14 protein-coding genes are annotated in these 19,011 nt (G+C 56.2%); 9 read left to right on the top strand and 5 right to left on the bottom strand.

Annotation, left to right across the window (positions count from 1 at the left end; translation table 11 throughout):
- Positions 1-11 precede the first annotated feature (11 nt).
- The 5 genes from greB to feoC all read left to right on the top strand — a co-directional run bounded on the left by greB (position 12) and on the right by feoC (position 6,027).
- A complete protein-coding gene (gene greB, locus JZ655_RS19360; RefSeq protein WP_040078285.1) occupies positions 12-485 on the top strand; it encodes a transcription elongation factor GreB in 474 nt (157 codons plus the stop codon).
- 87 nt (positions 486-572) lie between these two features.
- On the top strand, positions 573-2,900 hold the full coding sequence (locus JZ655_RS19365; RefSeq protein ID WP_207292524.1) for a Tex family protein: 2,328 nt from the start codon (positions 573-575) through the stop codon (positions 2,898-2,900).
- A 303-nt stretch (positions 2,901-3,203) separates the two neighbouring features.
- Positions 3,204-3,431 carry a ferrous iron transporter A gene (gene feoA, locus JZ655_RS19370; protein ID WP_040078283.1) on the top strand — a complete coding sequence of 76 codons (228 nt, stop codon included), beginning with the start codon at positions 3,204-3,206 and terminating at the stop codon, positions 3,429-3,431.
- A 30-nt stretch (positions 3,432-3,461) separates the two neighbouring features.
- Positions 3,462-5,780 (top strand): Fe(2+) transporter permease subunit FeoB, encoded by a 2,319-nt coding sequence (feoB, locus tag JZ655_RS19375; RefSeq protein ID WP_207292525.1) that lies wholly within the window; start codon positions 3,462-3,464, stop codon positions 5,778-5,780.
- Between the two features lie 10 nt (positions 5,781-5,790).
- Complete coding sequence (gene feoC, locus JZ655_RS19380; RefSeq protein ID WP_040078281.1) at positions 5,791-6,027, top strand: [Fe-S]-dependent transcriptional repressor FeoC; 237 nt, start codon at positions 5,791-5,793, stop codon at positions 6,025-6,027.
- A 36-nt stretch (positions 6,028-6,063) separates the two neighbouring features.
- On the opposite strand, the gene JZ655_RS19385 is transcribed toward feoC, so the two are convergent.
- Both JZ655_RS19385 and bioH read right to left on the bottom strand, forming a co-directional pair.
- Positions 6,064-6,333, bottom strand: coding sequence for a YdgH/BhsA/McbA-like domain containing protein (locus JZ655_RS19385; RefSeq protein WP_040078280.1), 270 nt, complete (start codon positions 6,331-6,333; stop codon positions 6,064-6,066).
- Between the two features lie 112 nt (positions 6,334-6,445).
- Positions 6,446-7,219, bottom strand: coding sequence for a pimeloyl-ACP methyl ester esterase BioH (gene bioH, locus JZ655_RS19390; protein WP_207292526.1), 774 nt, complete (start codon positions 7,217-7,219; stop codon positions 6,446-6,448).
- A 37-nt stretch (positions 7,220-7,256) separates the two neighbouring features.
- On the opposite strand from bioH, the gene gntX reads away from it, so the two are divergent.
- The 3 genes from gntX to gntT all read left to right on the top strand — a co-directional run bounded on the left by gntX (position 7,257) and on the right by gntT (position 10,241).
- Positions 7,257-7,940 (top strand): DNA utilization protein GntX, encoded by a 684-nt coding sequence (gene gntX / locus JZ655_RS19395; protein WP_207292527.1) that lies wholly within the window; start codon positions 7,257-7,259, stop codon positions 7,938-7,940.
- 58 nt (positions 7,941-7,998) lie between these two features.
- The gene (nfuA, locus tag JZ655_RS19400) at positions 7,999-8,574 is read left to right on the top strand and encodes a Fe-S biogenesis protein NfuA (protein WP_040078277.1); all 576 of its coding nucleotides are present in this window, start codon (positions 7,999-8,001) and stop codon (positions 8,572-8,574) included.
- A 350-nt stretch (positions 8,575-8,924) separates the two neighbouring features.
- The gene (gene gntT, locus JZ655_RS19405) at positions 8,925-10,241 is read left to right on the top strand and encodes a gluconate transporter (RefSeq protein ID WP_207292528.1); all 1,317 of its coding nucleotides are present in this window, start codon (positions 8,925-8,927) and stop codon (positions 10,239-10,241) included.
- Positions 10,242-10,272: 31 nt separating this feature from the next.
- Here the strand turns inward: gntT and malQ are convergent, their stop codons facing one another.
- Both malQ and malP read right to left on the bottom strand, forming a co-directional pair.
- Entirely contained in the window at positions 10,273-12,363 is a 2,091-nt protein-coding gene (malQ, locus tag JZ655_RS19410; protein ID WP_207292529.1) for a 4-alpha-glucanotransferase, read from the bottom strand.
- A 9-nt stretch (positions 12,364-12,372) separates the two neighbouring features.
- Positions 12,373-14,766, bottom strand: a complete 2,394-nt coding sequence (gene malP, locus JZ655_RS19415; RefSeq protein ID WP_207292530.1) for a maltodextrin phosphorylase — start codon at positions 14,764-14,766, stop codon at positions 12,373-12,375.
- A 638-nt stretch (positions 14,767-15,404) separates the two neighbouring features.
- On the opposite strand from malP, the gene malT reads away from it, so the two are divergent.
- A complete protein-coding gene (malT, locus tag JZ655_RS19420) occupies positions 15,405-18,110 on the top strand; it encodes an HTH-type transcriptional regulator MalT (RefSeq protein ID WP_207292531.1) in 2,706 nt (901 codons plus the stop codon).
- A 134-nt stretch (positions 18,111-18,244) separates the two neighbouring features.
- Here malT and JZ655_RS19425 read toward each other — a convergent pair whose 3' ends face one another.
- Positions 18,245-19,003: a DeoR/GlpR family transcriptional regulator gene (locus JZ655_RS19425; protein ID WP_040078270.1), complete on the bottom strand. Its 759-nt coding sequence runs from the start codon at positions 19,001-19,003 to the stop codon at positions 18,245-18,247.
- Positions 19,004-19,011 lie beyond the last annotated feature (8 nt).

Here is a 19,011-nt window from a genome sequence, read left to right on the forward strand (position 1 = left end):
AAGGCAAGATGATGAAAACGCCCCTGATCACCCGCGAAGGGTATGAGAACCTCAAGAAAGAGCTGGATACCCTGTGGCGCGAAGAGCGCCCGGAAGTGACTAAAAAAGTGACCTGGGCGGCTAGCCTGGGCGATCGCAGTGAAAATGCGGACTACCAGTACAACAAAAAGCGGTTACGCGAAATCGACCGCCGGGTGCGTTACCTGACCAAATGCCTGGAGAACCTGAAAATCGTCGATTACTCCCCCCAGCAGGAGGGCAAAGTCTTCTTTGGCGCCTGGGTTGAAATTGAAAACGACGACGGCGATCTCAAGCGTTTTCGCATTGTCGGCTACGATGAAATTTTTGGTCGTAAGGATTACATCTCCATCGACTCCCCCATGGCCCGCGCGCTGTTGAAAAAAGAGGTAGGGGATATCGCCATCGTCCACACCCCTGCGGGTGAAGCGAGCTGGTACGTGAATGAGATCCAGTACGTTAAATAGTCCGAGAGCACCCTCCCCGGCTGGCATTTTGCGGTGCCAGCCCGTATAACTATCCCCCTGATTTTTGATCCACAAGATGAACCAATCATGATGAAAGAGTCGCTCTGCCGCATTATTGCGGGTGATATTCAGGCCAGAGCCGAACAGGTAGAAGCTGCCGTTCGCCTGCTTGACGAAGGGAACACCGTGCCGTTTATTGCACGTTATCGTAAGGAAGTCACCGGCGGCCTGGATGATACCCAGTTGCGTAACCTGGAGACCCGTCTGGGCTACCTTCGCGAACTGGAAGACCGACGTCAGGCGATCCTGAAATCCATCGGCGAACAGGGAAAGCTGACCAGCGATCTGGAAAAAGCCATCAATGGCACCCTGAGCAAAACGGAATTAGAAGATCTCTATCTGCCCTACAAACCGAAGCGCCGCACGCGTGGGCAGATTGCGATCGAAGCGGGCCTTGAGCCGCTGGCCGATCTGCTGTGGAACGACCCCTCGCATGACCCGGAAACAGAAGCCGCCAAATTTATCGACGCCGACAAAGGGGTGGCGGATACCAAGGCCGCGCTCGACGGAGCACGCTACATTCTGATGGAGCGTTTTGCCGAAGATGCCGCCCTGCTCGCCAGGGTGCGTGATTATCTCTGGAAGAATGCCCACATTGTTGCCACCGTGGTGGCAGGGAAAGAGGAAGAAGGCGCGAAATTCCGCGACTACTTCGATCACCATGAGCCGATTGCTACCGCCCCTTCTCACCGTGCGCTGGCGATGTTCCGCGGCCGCAACGAAGGTGTGCTGCAACTCTCCCTGAATGCTGACCCGCAGTTTGACGAGCCGCCAAAAGAGAGCCATTGCGAGCAGATCATTGCCGATCACCTCAATCTTCGCCTGAACAACGCCCCGGCGGACAGCTGGCGCAAAAACGTGGTGAGCTGGACCTGGCGCATCAAGATCTTAATGCACCTCGAAACCGAACTGATGGGCACCGTGCGCGAACGCGCGGAAGACGAGGCGATCAACGTCTTCGCCCGTAACCTGCACGACCTGCTGATGGCTGCGCCTGCTGGCCTGCGCGCGACCATGGGTCTCGATCCGGGTCTGCGTACCGGCGTGAAAGTGGCCGTGGTTGACGGCACCGGCAAGCTGGTTGCCACCGATACCATCTATCCACATACCGGCCAGGCCGCGAAAGCCGCCGTTGCGGTGGCCGCCCTGTGCGAGAAATATAACGTCGAGCTGGTGGCGATTGGCAACGGCACGGCGTCGCGTGAAACCGAGCGTTTCTACCTTGACGTGCAGAAGCAGTTCCCGAAAGTGACGGCGCAGAAAGTGATCGTCAGCGAGGCGGGCGCCTCCGTCTATTCCGCATCTGAACTGGCGGCCCAGGAGTTCCCGGATCTGGACGTTTCTCTGCGCGGTGCGGTCTCTATCGCCCGTCGTCTGCAGGATCCGCTGGCGGAGCTGGTGAAGATTGACCCGAAATCCATCGGCGTGGGCCAGTATCAACACGACGTCAGCCAGACGCAGCTGGCGCGTAAGCTGGATGCGGTGGTGGAAGACTGCGTAAACGCCGTTGGCGTAGACCTGAACACCGCCTCGGTTCCTCTCCTGACCCGCGTGGCAGGCTTAACCCGCATGATGGCGCAAAACATCGTCGCCTGGCGTGACGAGAACGGCCAGTTCCAGAATCGTCAGCAGTTACTGAAGGTCAGCCGCCTGGGGCCTAAAGCTTTTGAGCAGTGCGCGGGCTTCCTGCGTATTAACCACGGCGACAACCCGCTCGATGCCTCCACCGTTCACCCGGAAGCCTACCCGGTTGTGGAGCGTATTCTGGCCGCCACCCAGCAGGCGCTGAAAGATCTGATGGGCGACAACAGCGCGCTGCGCAACCTGAAGGCCGTCGATTTCACCGACGAGCAGTTCGGCGTGCCGACGGTCACCGACATCATCAAAGAGCTGGAAAAACCGGGCCGTGACCCGCGTCCTGAATTTAAAACCGCCACCTTTGCCGACGGCGTCGAGACCATGAACGACCTGCTGCCGGGCATGGTGCTGGAAGGCGCGGTAACCAACGTCACCAACTTTGGCGCGTTTGTAGATATTGGCGTCCATCAGGATGGCCTGGTTCACATCTCTTCGCTGGCGGATAAGTTCGTGGAAGACCCGCACACCGTAGTCAAAGCAGGCGACATCGTGAAAGTGAAGGTGCTGGAAGTGGATCTGCAGCGCAAGCGTATTGCCCTGACCATGCGTCTGGATGAGCAGCCGGGCGAGACCAACGCGCGCCGTGGCAACGGCGGCGCTCGCGATCAGCAGCGTCCGGCAGCCAAAGCGGCGAAACCGCGCGGGCGTGACGCACAGCCGGCGGGTAATAGCGCGATGATGGATGCCCTGGCGGCAGCCCTGGGTAAAAAACGCTAAACCTCTCTACCCTCTCCAGCCGGAGAGGGTATTTAATCCTGTAATAGTATTGCTTTATTCCTCACCCTTTATTTCATTCTGAAACCGATTGCACATCCGTTATTAAACTGTAATTTATCACTCCATTAACAAATAAGTCATTTTTCCCACGAATCGAATATTCATTAAATATTGAGCAAGGTCAAACAGCCCGCAAATTAATAGCGCTATGCACATTTCGTCACAGTTTGAATATTGCTGGTAGTAACCATTCTCATTATCATTGCATCTGTTTATTATTTCACCTCAGTGTAAGTAGGCACTATGCAATTCACTCCAGACAGTGCATGGAAGATCACCGGATTCACGCGTGAAATCAGCCCGGCTTATCGACAGAAACTCCTGTCATTGGGCATGTTGCCGGGGTCCTCGTTCCAGGTCGTGCGGGTAGCACCTCTGGGCGATCCCATACATATCGAGACGCGCCGGGTGAACCTGGTGCTGCGCAAAAAAGATCTCGCATTCATTGAAGTCGAAGCCATGCCTCAATAATCCGCCAGCCGTCACCACGAGTTTTGAAAAATGAATAAATTAACCATTGGCTTAATTGGCAATCCAAATTCCGGCAAAACCACATTATTTAATCAATTAACTGGCGCACGTCAGCGCGTGGGAAACTGGGCGGGCGTTACGGTTGAACGAAAAGAGGGACAATTTTCGACGACGGATAATAATGTCACTCTGGTTGACCTGCCGGGTACCTATTCTCTTACCACTATCTCGTCGCAAACCTCGCTCGATGAACAAATAGCTTGTCACTATATTTTGAGCGGCGATGCGGATTTACTGATTAACGTGGTGGATGCCTCTAACCTCGAGCGCAATCTCTATCTGACATTACAGCTGCTGGAGCTTGGGATACCCTGCGTGGTGGCGCTGAACATGCTCGATATTGCGGAGAAACAGAAAGTCCGCATCGATATCGACGCGCTGGCCGCGCGCCTCGGCTGCCCGGTGGTGCCGCTTATCTCTACCCGTGGTCGTGGTATCGATGCCCTGAAGCTGGCCATTGACCGTCACCAGAAAAACAGTGACCTTGAGCTGGTGCATTACCCTCGCCCGCTACTGCGCGAAGCCGATCGGCTGGCGCAATTCATGGACCCGACGATGCCGCAAAAACAGCGCCGCTGGCTTGGTCTGCAGATGCTGGAAGGAGATATCTACAGCCGCGCCTTTGCCGGCAATGCCGCCCAAAAACTGGAGGCGTCGCTGGCCCATCTCAGCGAAGAGCTGGATGACCCGGCCCTGCATATCGCCGATGCCCGCTATCAGAGTATCGCCGCCGTCTGCGAAGTGGTTAGCAATACCCTGACCGCTGAGCCCAGCCGCTTCACCGCTGCGGTAGATCGCATTATCCTCAACCGCTTCCTCGGTCTGCCCGTCTTCCTGCTGGTGATGTATTTGATGTTCTTGCTGGCAATCAACATTGGCGGGGCGCTGCAACCGCTGTTTGACGTCGGCTCGGTGGCAATCTTCATTCACGGTTTGCAATGGCTCGGCTACACCCTGCACTTCCCCGAATGGCTGACCATTTTCCTCGCCCAGGGGATTGGCGGCGGGATCAACACCGTTCTGCCGCTGGTTCCCCAGATTGGCATGATGTATCTGTTCCTCTCCTTCCTGGAGGACTCTGGCTACATGGCCCGCGCGGCTTTTGTGATGGACCGTCTGATGCAGGCGCTGGGTCTGCCGGGCAAATCCTTCGTGCCGCTGATTGTCGGCTTCGGCTGTAACGTCCCGTCGGTGATGGGGGCGCGAACCCTGGATGCGCCACGTGAACGTCTGATGACCATCATGATGGCACCCTTTATGTCCTGCGGCGCGCGTCTGGCGATTTTCGCCGTCTTTGCGGCGGCGTTCTTCGGCCAGCAGGGAGCGCTGGTGGTCTTCTCGCTGTACGTGCTCGGGATTGTGATGGCTATTCTTACCGGCCTGATGCTGAAGCACACCATTATGCGTGGCGAAGCGTCGCCCTTCGTGATGGAGTTGCCGGTCTACCACGTCCCGCACCTGAAAAGCCTGTTGATTCAAACCTGGCAGCGTCTTAAAGGCTTCGTGGTGCGCGCCGGTAAAGTGATCGTGGTGGTCAGTATTTTCCTTAGCGCCCTGAATAGCTTCACCCTCAGCGGAAAAGCGGCCGATAACATCAACGACTCCGCGCTGGCCTCCGTCAGCCGCGTCATCACGCCGCTGTTCAAACCCATCGGTGTGCATGAGGATAACTGGCAGGCCACCGTTGGGCTGTTTACCGGTGCGATGGCTAAAGAGGTGGTCGTCGGAACACTGAACACGCTCTACACTGCCGAAAACATTCAGGAAGAGGCCTTTAACCCGGCGGAATTTCACCTCGGTGACGAGCTGTACAGCGCCGTGGATGAAACCTGGCAGAGCCTGAAAGAGACCTTCAGCCTGAGCGTGCTGGCCAACCCCATCGAAGCCAGCAAAGGCGACGGTGAAATGGCGACCGGCGCCATGGGCGTGATGAGCGAGAAATTTGGCAGCGCCTCGGCCGCCTACAGCTATCTGATCTTCGTTCTGCTCTATATTCCGTGCATCTCGGTTATGGGGGCGATTGCCCGCGAGTCCAGCCGCGGCTGGATGGGCTTCTCCGTACTGTGGGGGCTGAACATCGCGTATTCGCTCTCTACGCTCTTCTATCAGACGGTCAATTTCAGCCAGCATCCGCAGTTCAGCCTGGTCTCTATTCTGGCGGTGGTGTTGTTCAACGTGGTACTGCTTGGCATGCTGCGCCGGGCGCGCAGTCGTGTGGATATTAACCTACTGGCGACACGTAAAACGCCGGCTCACTGCTGCGACAGCCCGGCAGAAAGTTGCCACTAAGGAGCGCAATATGGCATCGATGATTGACGTTCGGGATTTACTGGCGCTCCAGGGAAGAATGGAGGCGAAACAGATCGGTCTTCGTCTGCATACCCCGCAGGCGCTGGTGGATGCCATGCTGCACCGTCTTGAGGCGATGGGTAAAGCAGTACGTATTCAGGAGGAGCGCGAAAATTGCCTCTCCGGCAGCTGTAAAAGTTGCCCCGAAGGGAAAGCCTGCCTCAGAGAGTGGTGGGCACTGCGTTAATCAGGAAGCCGGGCATCACTGCCCGGCTCGCCTCGCTTACTTAAAGACTTCTGCGGTTGCGCGTACGTTTTTCGTATCTTTATTGGCGCTGGTAACCACAAAATATTTTCCGCCCATTTCGTCCGCTTTCTGTGAAAGCTCTTTTTTAGCGTCCATTGGCGCCGTGGTGTCAGACGTTGAAATCTCACCGACTTTGGTCAAATTCATCTCTTTCGCTTTGTCTTTTTCCAGCTCCTGTGCCGCAAAGACGCCAAAAGAAAGTGACCCGATAACCAGAGATGTAACAATACCTGTAACAAGTTTCATAGTCATAACTCCCAAAGAAATTGTTGTTTTGATAGCCGTAGGCAGAACAACCGCAACGACTTCTTGAGTATTGTTGCGGCACGTGACTTTTGCCAGGCGGATTAAAAAACAATCATTCGATGCGTTGACGTAGCGCAATCAGCGCGGCGCAAAATTCGGCGGGATGAGAGACAAACGGCGCATGTGCCGCTTTGGGAATTACCAGCGATTCGCTATCAGGCCATAGCGCATCCAGCAAGGGGACGATCTTGCGCGGTACCAGCCCATCCAGGTAGCCGTAGATCCGCAGATGCGGCATCGCCAGCGCAGCCAGCGGCGCGCGCAGATCGACCGTTTTTAGTATCTCCAGTCCACCGTTCAGCACGCTGACGTCGGGCATTGGCAAAGACAGCACGATGCTTTTGAGCAGGCGCGCATCCTGGCGAGCAGTGTCGGTGCCCATGGTTTGTAGCGCCAGAAAACGCTCTACCGTGCGCTGAAAATCGTCACTCAGCTGTTGCTGGAACCCGGCTAACACCTCGGATTTGATACCCGGCCACCCCTCACGCGCACTAAAGCAAGGCGAGGATGCCACCGTCACCAGCGCCTGAACACGCGTCGGGTGCGTCAGTGCGATCTGGCTCGCCACCAGCCCGCCCAGACTCCAGCCGAGCCAGATCGCGTTTTGCGGCGCCCGTTCCAGAACCTCTTCGGCCATCGCCTCCAGCGTCAGGGCCTGATAGCCGCGGCTGCGGCCGAAACCGGGCAGATCCACCAGGTGCAGGGTAAAGTGCGAGGCGAGTTCCTCGCGAATTGTATTCCATACTTCGGCATTCAGCCCCCATCCGTGCAGCAGCACAAGATGACAATTTCCTGTGCCTACGGTCTGCCACCAAAGACTCTTCATCGCTTACTGTTCTCTTTTATCTACAAGGAGGAGAGCTATGCTAACAGTGCCTGGCTTGTGCTGGCTATGTCGGATGCCCTTAATGCTGAGCCATTGGGGCATCTGCTCAGTCTGTGAGAAAGCCATTACGCCACCGCGTGGATGCTGTCCGCAGTGTGGCTTATCGGCATCCAGCCTTTTTCTGCCGTGCGGACGCTGTCTGCGCAGGCCACCGCCCTGGCAGGCACTGGTGGCAGTCTGTCCCTATATCCCCCCGGTCAGCAGGCTGGTGCATCAGTTTAAATTTTCTCGTCGCAGCCAGCTGGCGCAACCGCTGGCAAGGCTGTTGCTGTTAGCAATATTGCGGGCCAGACGCACCCGGGCACTGCCTCCGGTGGAGATGATTGTCAGCGTGCCGCTCTGGTCTCGGCGTCACTGGCGGCGCGGGTTTAACCAGAGCGACCTGCTCTGCCGTCCGCTGGCGCGCTGGCTCAAGTGTGACTACAACCCCGCCGCCCTTCGACGCACCCGGCCCACCGCTACCCAGCACCAGCTTAGCGCCAGATTGCGAAAGCAGAACCTGAAGCAGGCGTTTCAGCTTGAATTCCCGGTGGCGGGTCGCCATATCGCTATTGTGGATGATGTCGTGACAACAGGTACGACCGTGGCTGAACTATCCCGCCTGCTTTTGCGAAGCGGCGTGGCCTCGGTTCAGGTATGGTGTCTGTGTCGAACCTTGTAGCGCCCCCAGGTTGGGCGTATTATAACCAGGTATTTTAGTCAACTATTAGGCCAATGCTATGATCCGTATTTCCGATGCTGCACAAGCGCACTTTGCCAAACTGCTGGCAAATCAGGAAGAAGGGACCCAGATTCGCGTTTTTGTCATCAATCCGGGTACCCCGAACGCAGAATGCGGCGTCTCTTATTGCCCACCGGACGCTGTGGAAGCAACTGACACCGCCCTGAAATTTGAGCAACTGACTGCCTATGTCGATGAGCTGAGCTCACCGTATCTGGAAGATGCGGAGATTGATTTTGTGACCGACCAGTTGGGTTCGCAGTTAACGCTGAAAGCGCCAAATGCCAAAATGCGCAAAGTGAGCGATGACGCTCCGCTGATGGAACGCGTTGAGTACCTGCTGCAGTCGCAAATTAACCCGCAGCTGGCCGGGCACGGCGGTCGCGTCTCCCTGATGGAGATCACCGAAGATGGCCTGGCGATTCTGCAGTTCGGCGGTGGCTGTAACGGCTGTTCCATGGTCGACGTCACCCTGAAAGAAGGGATTGAAAAGCAGCTGCTGAATGAGTTCCCGGAGCTGAAAGGCGTGCGCGATCTCACCGAGCACCAGCGCGGCGAGCACTCTTACTACTAAGTTCCCGTCTGTTTTGCCCGGTGGCGGCGTCGCTAACCGGGCCATAGAACCCGACTCCAGGCCGGGCCATGCGTTTACGCTGGCCCGGCTTTTCTTTTGCCCTCTCCTGCACCATAAGTTGACCTGCGTCTCATAATTCAAATTTTGACCGGCCGGGTGATTCTCAAATCACCAATGTTACCCGTATCATTCGCGTGGGCACTAACCCCCCCAATAACAGCCGACTAAACTAGGTAGTCTGGACGGTATCAGTGTTAGTGCCATTACAACTCTGTTCCCAGTTGGGGCAATTGGACAATAGTCGTTGAAACAACGACGTTACCCATAACAATTCAAAGGCCAGGTCAATCATGCCATTAGTCATCGTAGCTATCGGTGTTGTGTTATTACTGCTCTTGATGATCCGTTTCAAAGTGAACGGCTTCATCGCTCTGGTTCTGGTGGCGCTTGCAGTCGGTTTGATGCAGGGTATGCCGCTGGTAAAAGTTATCAGCTCTATTAAAGCCGGTGTCGGCGGTACGCTGGGTAGCCTGGCGCTGATCATGGGCTTCGGTGCCATGCTCGGTAAAATGCTGGCGGACTGCGGTGGCGCACAGCGCATTGCAACCACGTTGATTGCCAAATTTGGTAAGCAGCATATCCAGTGGGCGGTGGTGTTAACCGGCTTTACCGTGGGTTTCGCCCTCTTCTATGAAGTCGGTTTCGTACTGATGCTACCGCTGGTGTTCACCATTGCCGCCGCGGCGAATATCCCTCTGCTGTTCGTTGGCGTTCCGATGGCGGCGGCGCTCTCCGTCACGCACGGCTTCCTGCCACCGCACCCGGGCCCGACCGCAATCGCGACCATCTTCCATGCCGATATGGGTAAAACCCTGCTGTTCGGTACTATTTTGGCTATCCCGACCGTTATCCTCGCAGGCCCGGTGTTTGCACGCTGCCTGAAAGGGATCGACAAGCCTATTCCGGAAGGTCTGTACAACGCTAAAACCTTTACGGAAGACGAGATGCCAAGCTTTGGCGTCAGCGTCTGGACCTCTCTGGTACCGGTTGTGCTGATGGCGATGCGCGCCGTGGCGGAGATGGTTCTGCCAAAAGGTCATGCTTTCCTGGGCGTGGCTGAATTCCTCGGCGACCCGGTTATGGCTACCCTGATTGCGGTGCTGATTGCCCTCTTCACCTTCGGCCTGAACCGTGGCCGTAGCATGGATCAGATTAACGATACCCTGAGCTCTTCGATCAAAATCATCGCCATGATGCTGCTGATTATCGGCGGCGGCGGTGCGTTTAAACAGGTTCTGGTTGATAGCGGCGTGGATAAATACATTGCCTCTATGATGCACGAAACCAATATCTCGCCGATCCTGATGGCCTGGTCTATCGCCGCAGTACTGCGTATCGCCCTCGGTTCTGCAACCGTGGCAGCCATTACTGCCGGGGGGATTGTTGCCCCGTTGATCGCCACTACCGGCGTCAGCCCGGAGCTGATGGTGATTGCCGTCGGTTCAGGTAGCGTGATTTTCTCGCACGTGAACGATCCGGGCTTCTGGCTGTTCAAAGAGTACTTCAACCTGACTATCGGCGAGACCATTAAGTCCTGGTCGATGCTGGAAACCATTATTTCGGTCTGCGGCCTGGTGGGCTGTCTGCTGCTGGCAACGGTGGTATAAAAAACGAAACCCGCCATCCGGCGGGTTTTTGTTATTTCTGGCGTTTTGACAGCGCTTTTCGCCGCTTATCCAGATCCTTAATCAGCTTGTTGACCCCGTCATCGGCAAACATCGCCTCCAGCGAGGTGGATAACTTCCGGCGCCAGTTCTTGTACTGATAACTGGTGCCAGGAATGTTCACCGGCCCGGCCATATCGAGCCAGTCTTCTGGCTGCAACCCTAACAGCGCACTGTTGCTATCGGCAATGTAACGCTGCATACCGCGATTCAGGGTTGGGGTCATCGCCATCAGCGACGCTTTGTGACCGGTACGTTTCGGCAGACAGCCATGTTTATGTAACGCATCCAGCAGCCCCTGCTTCGACAGCTCTCTGTCCTGATACAGCCCGCGCAGCACTACCTCATCGGGATACAGCCCTAAGGTTTTACCGAGCGTGAGATCGCCACTCTCCCAGTAGCCTCTGAGCGTAGGAAGGTCATGCGTCGTCGCGACTGCCATTGACTGCTGAGGATACGCTTGCGGCGCACGGAAATTCTTCTCATGGTCGTTTTCAAAATAGAGCACCTTGTAGGAGTAAACGCCGCTGTCGCGCAGTTTACTGACGATCTCGACCGGCACGGTGCCAAGGTCTTCGCCAATCACCATGCAGTTGTGGCGCTTGCTTTCCAGCGCCAGGATCGCGAGCAGATCGTCTACCGGGTAATGAACGTAAGCGCCGTGATCCGCGGTTTCACCGTAGGGGATCCACCACAGACGCAGCACCGACATCACATGATCGATACGCAGCGCGCCGCAGTTCTGCATGTTGGCACGCAGCAGTTCGATGAAGGGCTCGTAGGCACGAGACACGATAACGTGCGGATCCATCGGCGGCAGTCCCCAGTTCTGGCCCAGGGGGCCGAGAATGTCCGGCGGTGCGCCTACCGAGGCTTTCAGACAGTAGAGTTCACGGTCGCACCAGGTCTCCGCTCCCCCTTCTGCCACCCCCACCGCCAGGTCGCGATAAAGACCAATCGGCATGTTGTAACCCTGGCTTACCTGCCAGCAGGCGGCGAACTGGGTATACGCCAGCCACTGCAGCCAGAGGTAGAACTCCACTTCGTCAGCATGCTGTTCGCAAAAGGCGCGAACCTGAGGGGAGTCAACGGACTGATAGGCCTCCGGCCAGACCGGCCACCCCCAGCGCATTTCGTCCTCTTTAACCTGCTGCGCATGCAGCGCATCGAACGCCGCCTGCCAGTACAGGCTTTCGCCTTCGGCGGCGATAAACTGCCGGAAGGCCAGCATATCGGCATCGTCACGCTGAGAAAAACCTTTCCACGCCATACGCAGGGCGGCCATTTTCAGCGCCGTCACGGTGGCGTAATCCACCCATTCAGCCTCACGCGCCTGCCTCAGCGCCTGTTGCGTGGTATCTAACGCCCACCATGCTTGCGCCTCAGCACTGTTTTTAAAGTCATCTAAGGCATTAACGTCGATATAAATCACGTTCAGCCAGCGACGAGACGACGGGCTGTACGGGCTGGCGCTCTCCGGGTTCGCCGGGTAAAGCGCATGAATCGGGTTCAGGCCAATAAAGGCGCCGCCGCGCTCACCCACTTCGGCGAGCATCGATTTGAGATCGCCAAAATCACCGATCCCCCAGTTGGCTTCTGAACGCAGGGTGTAGAGCTGTACGCAAGCCCCCCACAACTTTTTCCCTTCCAGCAAGGCCTGGGGTTCATAGCAGCGTTTGGGCGCCACAATCACGCGGCAGTGCCAGCGATGGTCGTCCTGGGTTAGCGTCAGAGTGTGGTAGCCCTCCGGCAACTTTGCCGGAAGGTTCAGGTTTTTGCCGCCAGTGGCATGGCCTTTATGCTGTTGCCCCGTTTCAGTGGTCAGCAGCCAGGCAAACTCACCGTGGCCTTCGATCGGCAGCGGCATTTTTTTACCGGCAGTGAACACTTTCACATTCGGTACAGGGGTGACCGCTGCTTTTGCGCCGGGTGTGGCTTTGTGCATAGCATCCAGCAAACGCCTTTTGGTCTCAGCACCAATAGACTGCGGTTTACCATGAGCATTGATGTAGCTGGGGCTGATCCCCGCCGCCAGGGCGGCATTATCGAGACGTTTGCTTTCCATCGCGCTTCCTTAGCGTTTTGCCTGCCAGATACGAGCCTGGTAGTCACGGATTGAGCGGTCAGAGCTGAACATGCCGCAGCGCGCGGTATTCAGAATACAGGCGCGGGTCCAGGCATCCTGGTCACGGTACAGCACGTCCACCTGTTTTTGCGCATCCACATACGCCGTAAAGTCGGCCATCAGCAGATAAGGATCGCCGCCCTGTTTACCTATGCTGTGCAGCATCTGGTCGAAGGCGTGCTTATCCCCGTCGCTGTATTTACCGCTTTCCAGCTCTTTCAGTACGGCATCCAGCACTTTATCTTTCTTACGCCATTTCACCGGGTCGTAGCCTTTGGCTTTCAGGGCCTTCACCTCTTCCACGGTATGACCAAAGATAAAGATGTTTTCGTCGCCCACCTGTTCGGCAATTTCCACGTTCGCGCCGTCCAGGGTACCTACGGTCAACGCGCCGTTGAGTGCCAGCTTCATGTTACCGGTGCCCGAGGCCTCTTTACCGGCCGTGGAGATCTGCTCTGAGACATCCGCCGCCGGGATCAGCAGCTCTGCCGCTGAAACGCAGTAATCCGGCAGGAAGACCACTTTCAGCTTATCGCCCACTTTCGGGTCGTTATTAACCGCTTCTGCCACCTTATTGATAGCAAAGATAATGTTTTTCGCCAGGTAATAACCCGGCGCCGCCTTGGCACCGAACAGGAATACGCGCGGTACGCGATCGGCCTGCGGGTTCTCGCGGATCTCTTTGTACAGCGCCAGAATATGCAGCAAATTCAGGTGCTGACGTTTGTATTCGTGCAGGCGTTTAATCTGGATATCGAACAGCGCGTGCGGGTTGATCTCAATGCCGGTGCGCGCTTTGACAAACTCTGCCAGACGCACTTTGTTCTCCTGCTTGATGGCCCGATACTGCTCGCGGAATTTCGCGTCATCGGCATACTTTTCCAGGTTGATGAGCTGATCAAGATCGTTAGCCCACTCTTTCTGCAAAGTGCTGTCGAGCAGTGCAGAGAGCGCCGGGTTGCACTGCTTGATCCAGCGACGCGGCGTAATGCCGTTGGTCACGTTGTGGAATTTGTTTGGCCACAGCTGGTGATATTCCGGGAACAGATCTTTCACCACCAGATCGGAGTGCAACGCAGCCACGCCGTTCACCGCAAAGCCACTCACCACGCAGAGATTCGCCATCCGCACCTGTTTGTCATAGACGACCGCCAGCTTCGCCCAGATTGCTTTGTCGCCTGGCCAGGTTTGCTCGACCTGTTTTTTGAAGCGGTTGTTGATCTCGTTAATCAGCTGCATATGGCGTGGCAGCAGGGTTTTAATCAGCTTCTCATCCCAGCACTCCAGCGCTTCTGGCATCAGGGTGTGGTTGGTGTAAGCAAAGGTCTTACTGGTGATGGCCCAGGCATCGTCCCAGCTCATCTGGTGCTCATCGATCAGCACACGCAGCAGTTCCGGGATAGCGATCGTCGGGTGAGTGTCGTTCAACTGGATAACTTCGAAATCAGCCAGATCGGCCACGTTACGGCCCGCCAGGTGGTGGCGACGCAGAATATCGGCCACTGAACAGGCGCACTGGAAATATTGCTGCATCAGACGCAGTTTTTTACCCGCCAGATGGTTGTCGTTCGGGTAGAGCACTTTTGTCAGTTTGTCGGCGTCGATACCCTGCTGCTCTGCGCGCAGGAAATCACCGTCGTTGAATTTGGTCAGGTTGAACGGGTGAGCGTGTGTCGCTTGCCACAGACGCAGCGGCTGAGCCACGCCGTTACGGTAGCCCAGCACTGGCAGATCCCAGGCCTGGCCGGTAATGGTAAAGCCTGGCTCCCAATGCCCCGCTTTTGTCACTTTACCGCCGATGCCCACCTGCACATCCAGCGCCTCGTTGTGGCGGAACCAGGGATAGCTGCCGCGATGCCAGTCGTCCGGCGCCTCCTTCTGCTGACCATCCGCAAAGGATTGACGGAACAGGCCGTACTGGTAATTCAGACCATAGCCGGTGGCCGACTGGCCAACCGTCGCCATTGAGTCCAGGAAACAGGCAGCCAGACGCCCCAGCCCACCGTTACCCAGCGCCGGATCGGTCTCCTCTTCGAGCAGATCGGTAAGGTGAATATTGTGGCCTTTCAGCACATCGCTCACCTCCTGGTACCAGCCCAGGTTCAGCAGGTTGTTACCGGTAAGGCGGCCAATCAAAAACTCCATGGAGATATAGTTGACGTGACGCTGCCCTTTAACCGGCTTTGCCGCAGGTTGGGCGTTCAGTAACTCGGCGAGCGCACCGCTAACGGCTTGCCACCACTGGCGAGACGTCATCTCCTCTGCGGCGACTAAACCAAAACGTTGCCACTGACGCGTCAGTGCGGCCTGAAATTGCGCTTTGTTGAAGGTAGGCTGTGACATAGGGAAACGGCATCCTGTAGAAAAAAATAAACACGTTGGTGCTAGTGTGCCTGGCTCATAAACGCTCTTCCTCCTCCTGCCAGGGATTAGCCAGGGAGGAGTACCGGGGATGAGCATCAAAGTGTGATCGTGGCCACTTTATCCACCCGGTTTCGCCCTTCAGCGCTCAAGAAAACAGTCCGAATCGCCGCCTGTCTCAGAAGAGGATGAACGAAATGTCATCAACACAATAAGGTCATCCTTGTGACAATATGTTTTATAAGGCCGTCAGAAATAGCGCAGGCAAGAAATAATTACTCACGTGAAATAATATTTTTCGACATTAACGTTAAACCAACGTTTTATTTTATAGGGATGACAGTCGCGAAACTTTATTAACTCAGGTGATTGTTAACCTTCGTTTACGGTTTGGCTTGTTAAAGCAGCAGCTTCGGTGCAACCCAGTATCCATGCGCTCTCAAGGCCAATATAAAAGTTCCCTGCTATGCGGTAATATTTTTGTGACAGAGTGCAAATTCAGGCGCATTAAAAACGGTCATAACTTGCAATAAAAGTGTTTCTGGCCGAACTTATAAGCATTAATTACGAAGCGCAAAAAAAATCAAAATTCTCGTTTTCCACACAGTGAAGTGAATACCATGTTGATTCCGTCCAAATTAAGTCGCCCCGTTCGTCTTGACCATACCGTGGTTCGCGAACGGTTACTGGCGAAACTTTCCGGCGCGAACAATTTCCGACTGGCGCTGGTAACGAGCCCTGCGGGCTATGGCAAAACAACGCTCATTTCACAGTGGGCGTCAGGTAAAAGCGATCTTGGCTGGTTCTCCCTTGATGAGGGCGATAACCAGCAGGAGCGCTTTGCCAGCTATCTGATCGCTGCCATTCAGCAAGCCACAAACGGCCACTGCGTCACCAGCGAAGTCATGGTGCAAAAGCGCCAGTATGCCAGCCTCTCTTCACTCTTCTCGCAGCTGTTTATTGAGCTGGCCGAGTGGCACCGTCCGCTATTCCTGGTCATTGACGATTATCATCTGATCACCAATGCGGTGATCCATGAATCGATGCGCTTCTTCCTGCGCCATCAGCCAGAAAACCTTACCCTGGTGGTGCTGTCGCGTAACCTTCCGCAGTTGGGCATTGCCAACCTGCGCGTTCGCGATCAACTGCTTGAGCTGGGCAGTCAGCAGCTCTCCTTTACCCATCAGGAGGCGAAACAGTTCTTCGACTGCCGCCTGACGTCCCCGATTGAAGCCGCCGAGAGCAGCCGTCTGTGTGACGATGTTGCCGGCTGGGCCACCGCTTTACAGCTTATCGCCCTCTCCGCGCGGCAGAACAATAGCCCCACACATCAATCCGCACGGCGTCTGGCAGGCATTAACGCCAGCCACTTGTCAGATTATCTGGTCGACGAAGTGCTCGACAGTGTTGACACCTCCACGCGGCAGTTCCTGCTGAAAAGCTCGCTGCTGCGTTCGATGAACGATGCGCTGATCGTCCGCGTCACCGGTGAAGACAATGGCCAGATGCGGCTGGAGGAGATTGAACGCCAGGGGCTGTTCCTGCAACGCATGGACGACTCAGGCGAATGGTTTAGTTACCACCCGCTGTTTGGTAGCTTCCTGCGCCAGCGTTGTCAGTGGGAGCTGGCCACCGAGCTGCCGGAGATCCACCGCGCCGCAGCGGAAAGCTGGATGGCGCAAGGCTTCCCGAGCGAGGCCATCCACCATGCGCTGGCGGCGGGTGATGCCCATATGCTGCGCGATATCCTGCTCAATCACGCCTGGAGCCTGTTCAACCATAGCGAACTGACGCTGCTGGAAGAGTCGTTGCGTGCCCTGCCGTGGGAGAGCCTGCTGGAGAACCCGCGTCTGGTGCTGCTGCAGGCATGGCTGATGCAGAGCCAGCACCGCTACAGCGAAGTGAATACCCTGCTTGCCCGCGCCGAGCAAGAGATGAAAGGCGATATGGATAGCTCGCTGCACGGCGAGTTTAACGCCCTGCGCGCCCAGGTCGCCATTAACGATGGCGATCAGGAAGAGGCTCAACGCCTGGCGATGGTTGCTCTCGATGAGCTGCCGCTGGCGAACTTCTATAGCCGTATCGTTGCCACCTCGGTGCATGGCGAAGTGCTGCACTGTAAAGGCGATCTCGCCCGCTCGCTGGCGCTGATGCAGCAGACCGAACAGATGGCACGTCGGCACGATGTCTGGCACTACGCGCTGTGGAGCCTGATTCAACAAAGCGAGATTCTGTTTGCCCAGGGCTTTTTACAGGCCGCCTGGGAGTCGCAGGAGAAGGCATTCCAGTTGATCCGCGAGCAGCATCTTGAACAATTACCGATGCACGAATTCCTGCTGCGTATTCGCGCACAGCTGCTGTGGGCCTGGGCCCGTCTGGATGAAGCAGAAAGCACCGCCCGCCACGGCGTGGAAGTGCTTTCGGCATTCCAGCCGCAACAACAGCTGCAGTGCCTGGCGCTGCTGGTGCAGTGTTCACTGGCGCGCGGCGATCTGGATAACGCCCGTAACCACCTTAATCGCCTGGAAAACCTGCTTGGCAACGGCCAGTACCATAGCGACTGGGTCTCTAATGCGGATAAAGTGCGGGTGATTTACTGGCAGATGGTGGGTGATAAAAAGTTGGCCGCCAACTGGTTACGCCAGACGCCGATGCCAGAATTTGCCAATAATCACTTCCTGCAGAGCCAGTGGCGCAACATCGCCCGGGTGCAAATTTTACTGGGTGATTTCGAACCGGCAGAGATCGTGCTGGAAGAGCTGAACGAAAACGCACGCAGCCTGCGTCTGATGAGCGACCTGAACCGTAACCTGCTGTTGCAAAACCAGCTCTACTGGCAGGCAGGTCGTAAAACTGATGCCCAGCGCGTCTTACTGGAAGCGCTGCAGCTGGCTAACCGCACCGGTTTTATCAGTCACTTTGTGATTGAGGGCGAAACCATGGCGCAACAGTTACGTCAGCTGATTCAACTGAATACCCTGCCCGAGCTGGATCAGCACCGTGCGCAGCGTATTCTGCGTGAAATCAACCAGCACCATCGGCACAAATTCGCCCATTTCGATGAGACCTTTGTCGAGCGTCTGCTGACCCATCCGGAAGTGCCTGAGCTTATCCGCACCAGCCCGCTCACCCAGCGTGAATGGCAGGTGCTGGGGTTAATTTACTCGGGATATAGCAATGAGCAGATCGCCGGGGAGCTGGCGGTAGCCGCAACCACTATCAAAACCCATATCCGTAATCTGTACCAGAAACTTGGCGTGGCGCATCGCCAGGATGCAGTACAGCATGCCCAGCAGCTGCTGAAGATGATGGGGTATGGCGTGTAGTTATGCGCGTACAGAAATGAAAATGGCAACCTCGGGTTGTCATGCCATATTCCGCTGAACATGAGGTGAACGGAACAATTCCACCCTGTTTAACCGATCGGCATGACAACCGAAGTTTTCGTGTTGCTTTTACCTCAGCACAGCTCAAGCTGCATTTTATGGTCGTTAATCACCTTCAGCACCCCTTCAGGCGGCACCTCATCGGTATAGACCGCATCCACCATGCTGATACTGCCCATATTCACCATCGCGTTACGCCCGAATTTCGAGTGATCGACCACCAGCATGACGTGGCGGGAGTTCTCAATAATGGCGCGCTTGGTACGCACTTCATGGTAATCGAATTCCAGCAGCGAGCCGTCGGTGTCAATGCCGCTAATACCAAGAATGCCGAAGTCGAGGCGGAACTGGGAGATAAAATCGAGTGTCGCTTCGCCAATGATCCCGCCGTCGCGGCTGCGCAACTCTCCCCCGGCGAGGATGATGCGGAAATCCTCTTTCTGCATCAGCGTATTGGCCACGTTCAGGTTGTTCGTCACCACGCGCAGATTCTCATGGTCCAGCAGCGCGTGGGCCACCGCCTCCGGTGTGGTACCGATATCGATAAATAAGGTGGCGCCGTTTGGGATCTGGCTCGCGACCTTACGGGCGATACGCTCTTTTTCTGACGTCTGGGTCGCTTTACGATCATGCCAGGAGGTATTGACCGAGCTGGAGGGAAGCGCCGCACCGCCGTGGTGGCGTAAAATTCGGTTCTGATCGGCCAGGTCGTTCAGGTCACGGCGAATGGTTTGCGGGCTGACGGCGAACTGTTCAACCAGCTCTTCCGTACTGACATACCCCTGCTTTTTCACCAGCTCGATAATGGCATCATGACGTTGTGTCTGTTTCATCAAATATC

The organism is Leclercia pneumoniae, assembly GCF_017348915.1.
Lineage (GTDB): Bacteria > Pseudomonadota > Gammaproteobacteria > Enterobacterales > Enterobacteriaceae > Enterobacter > Enterobacter pneumoniae.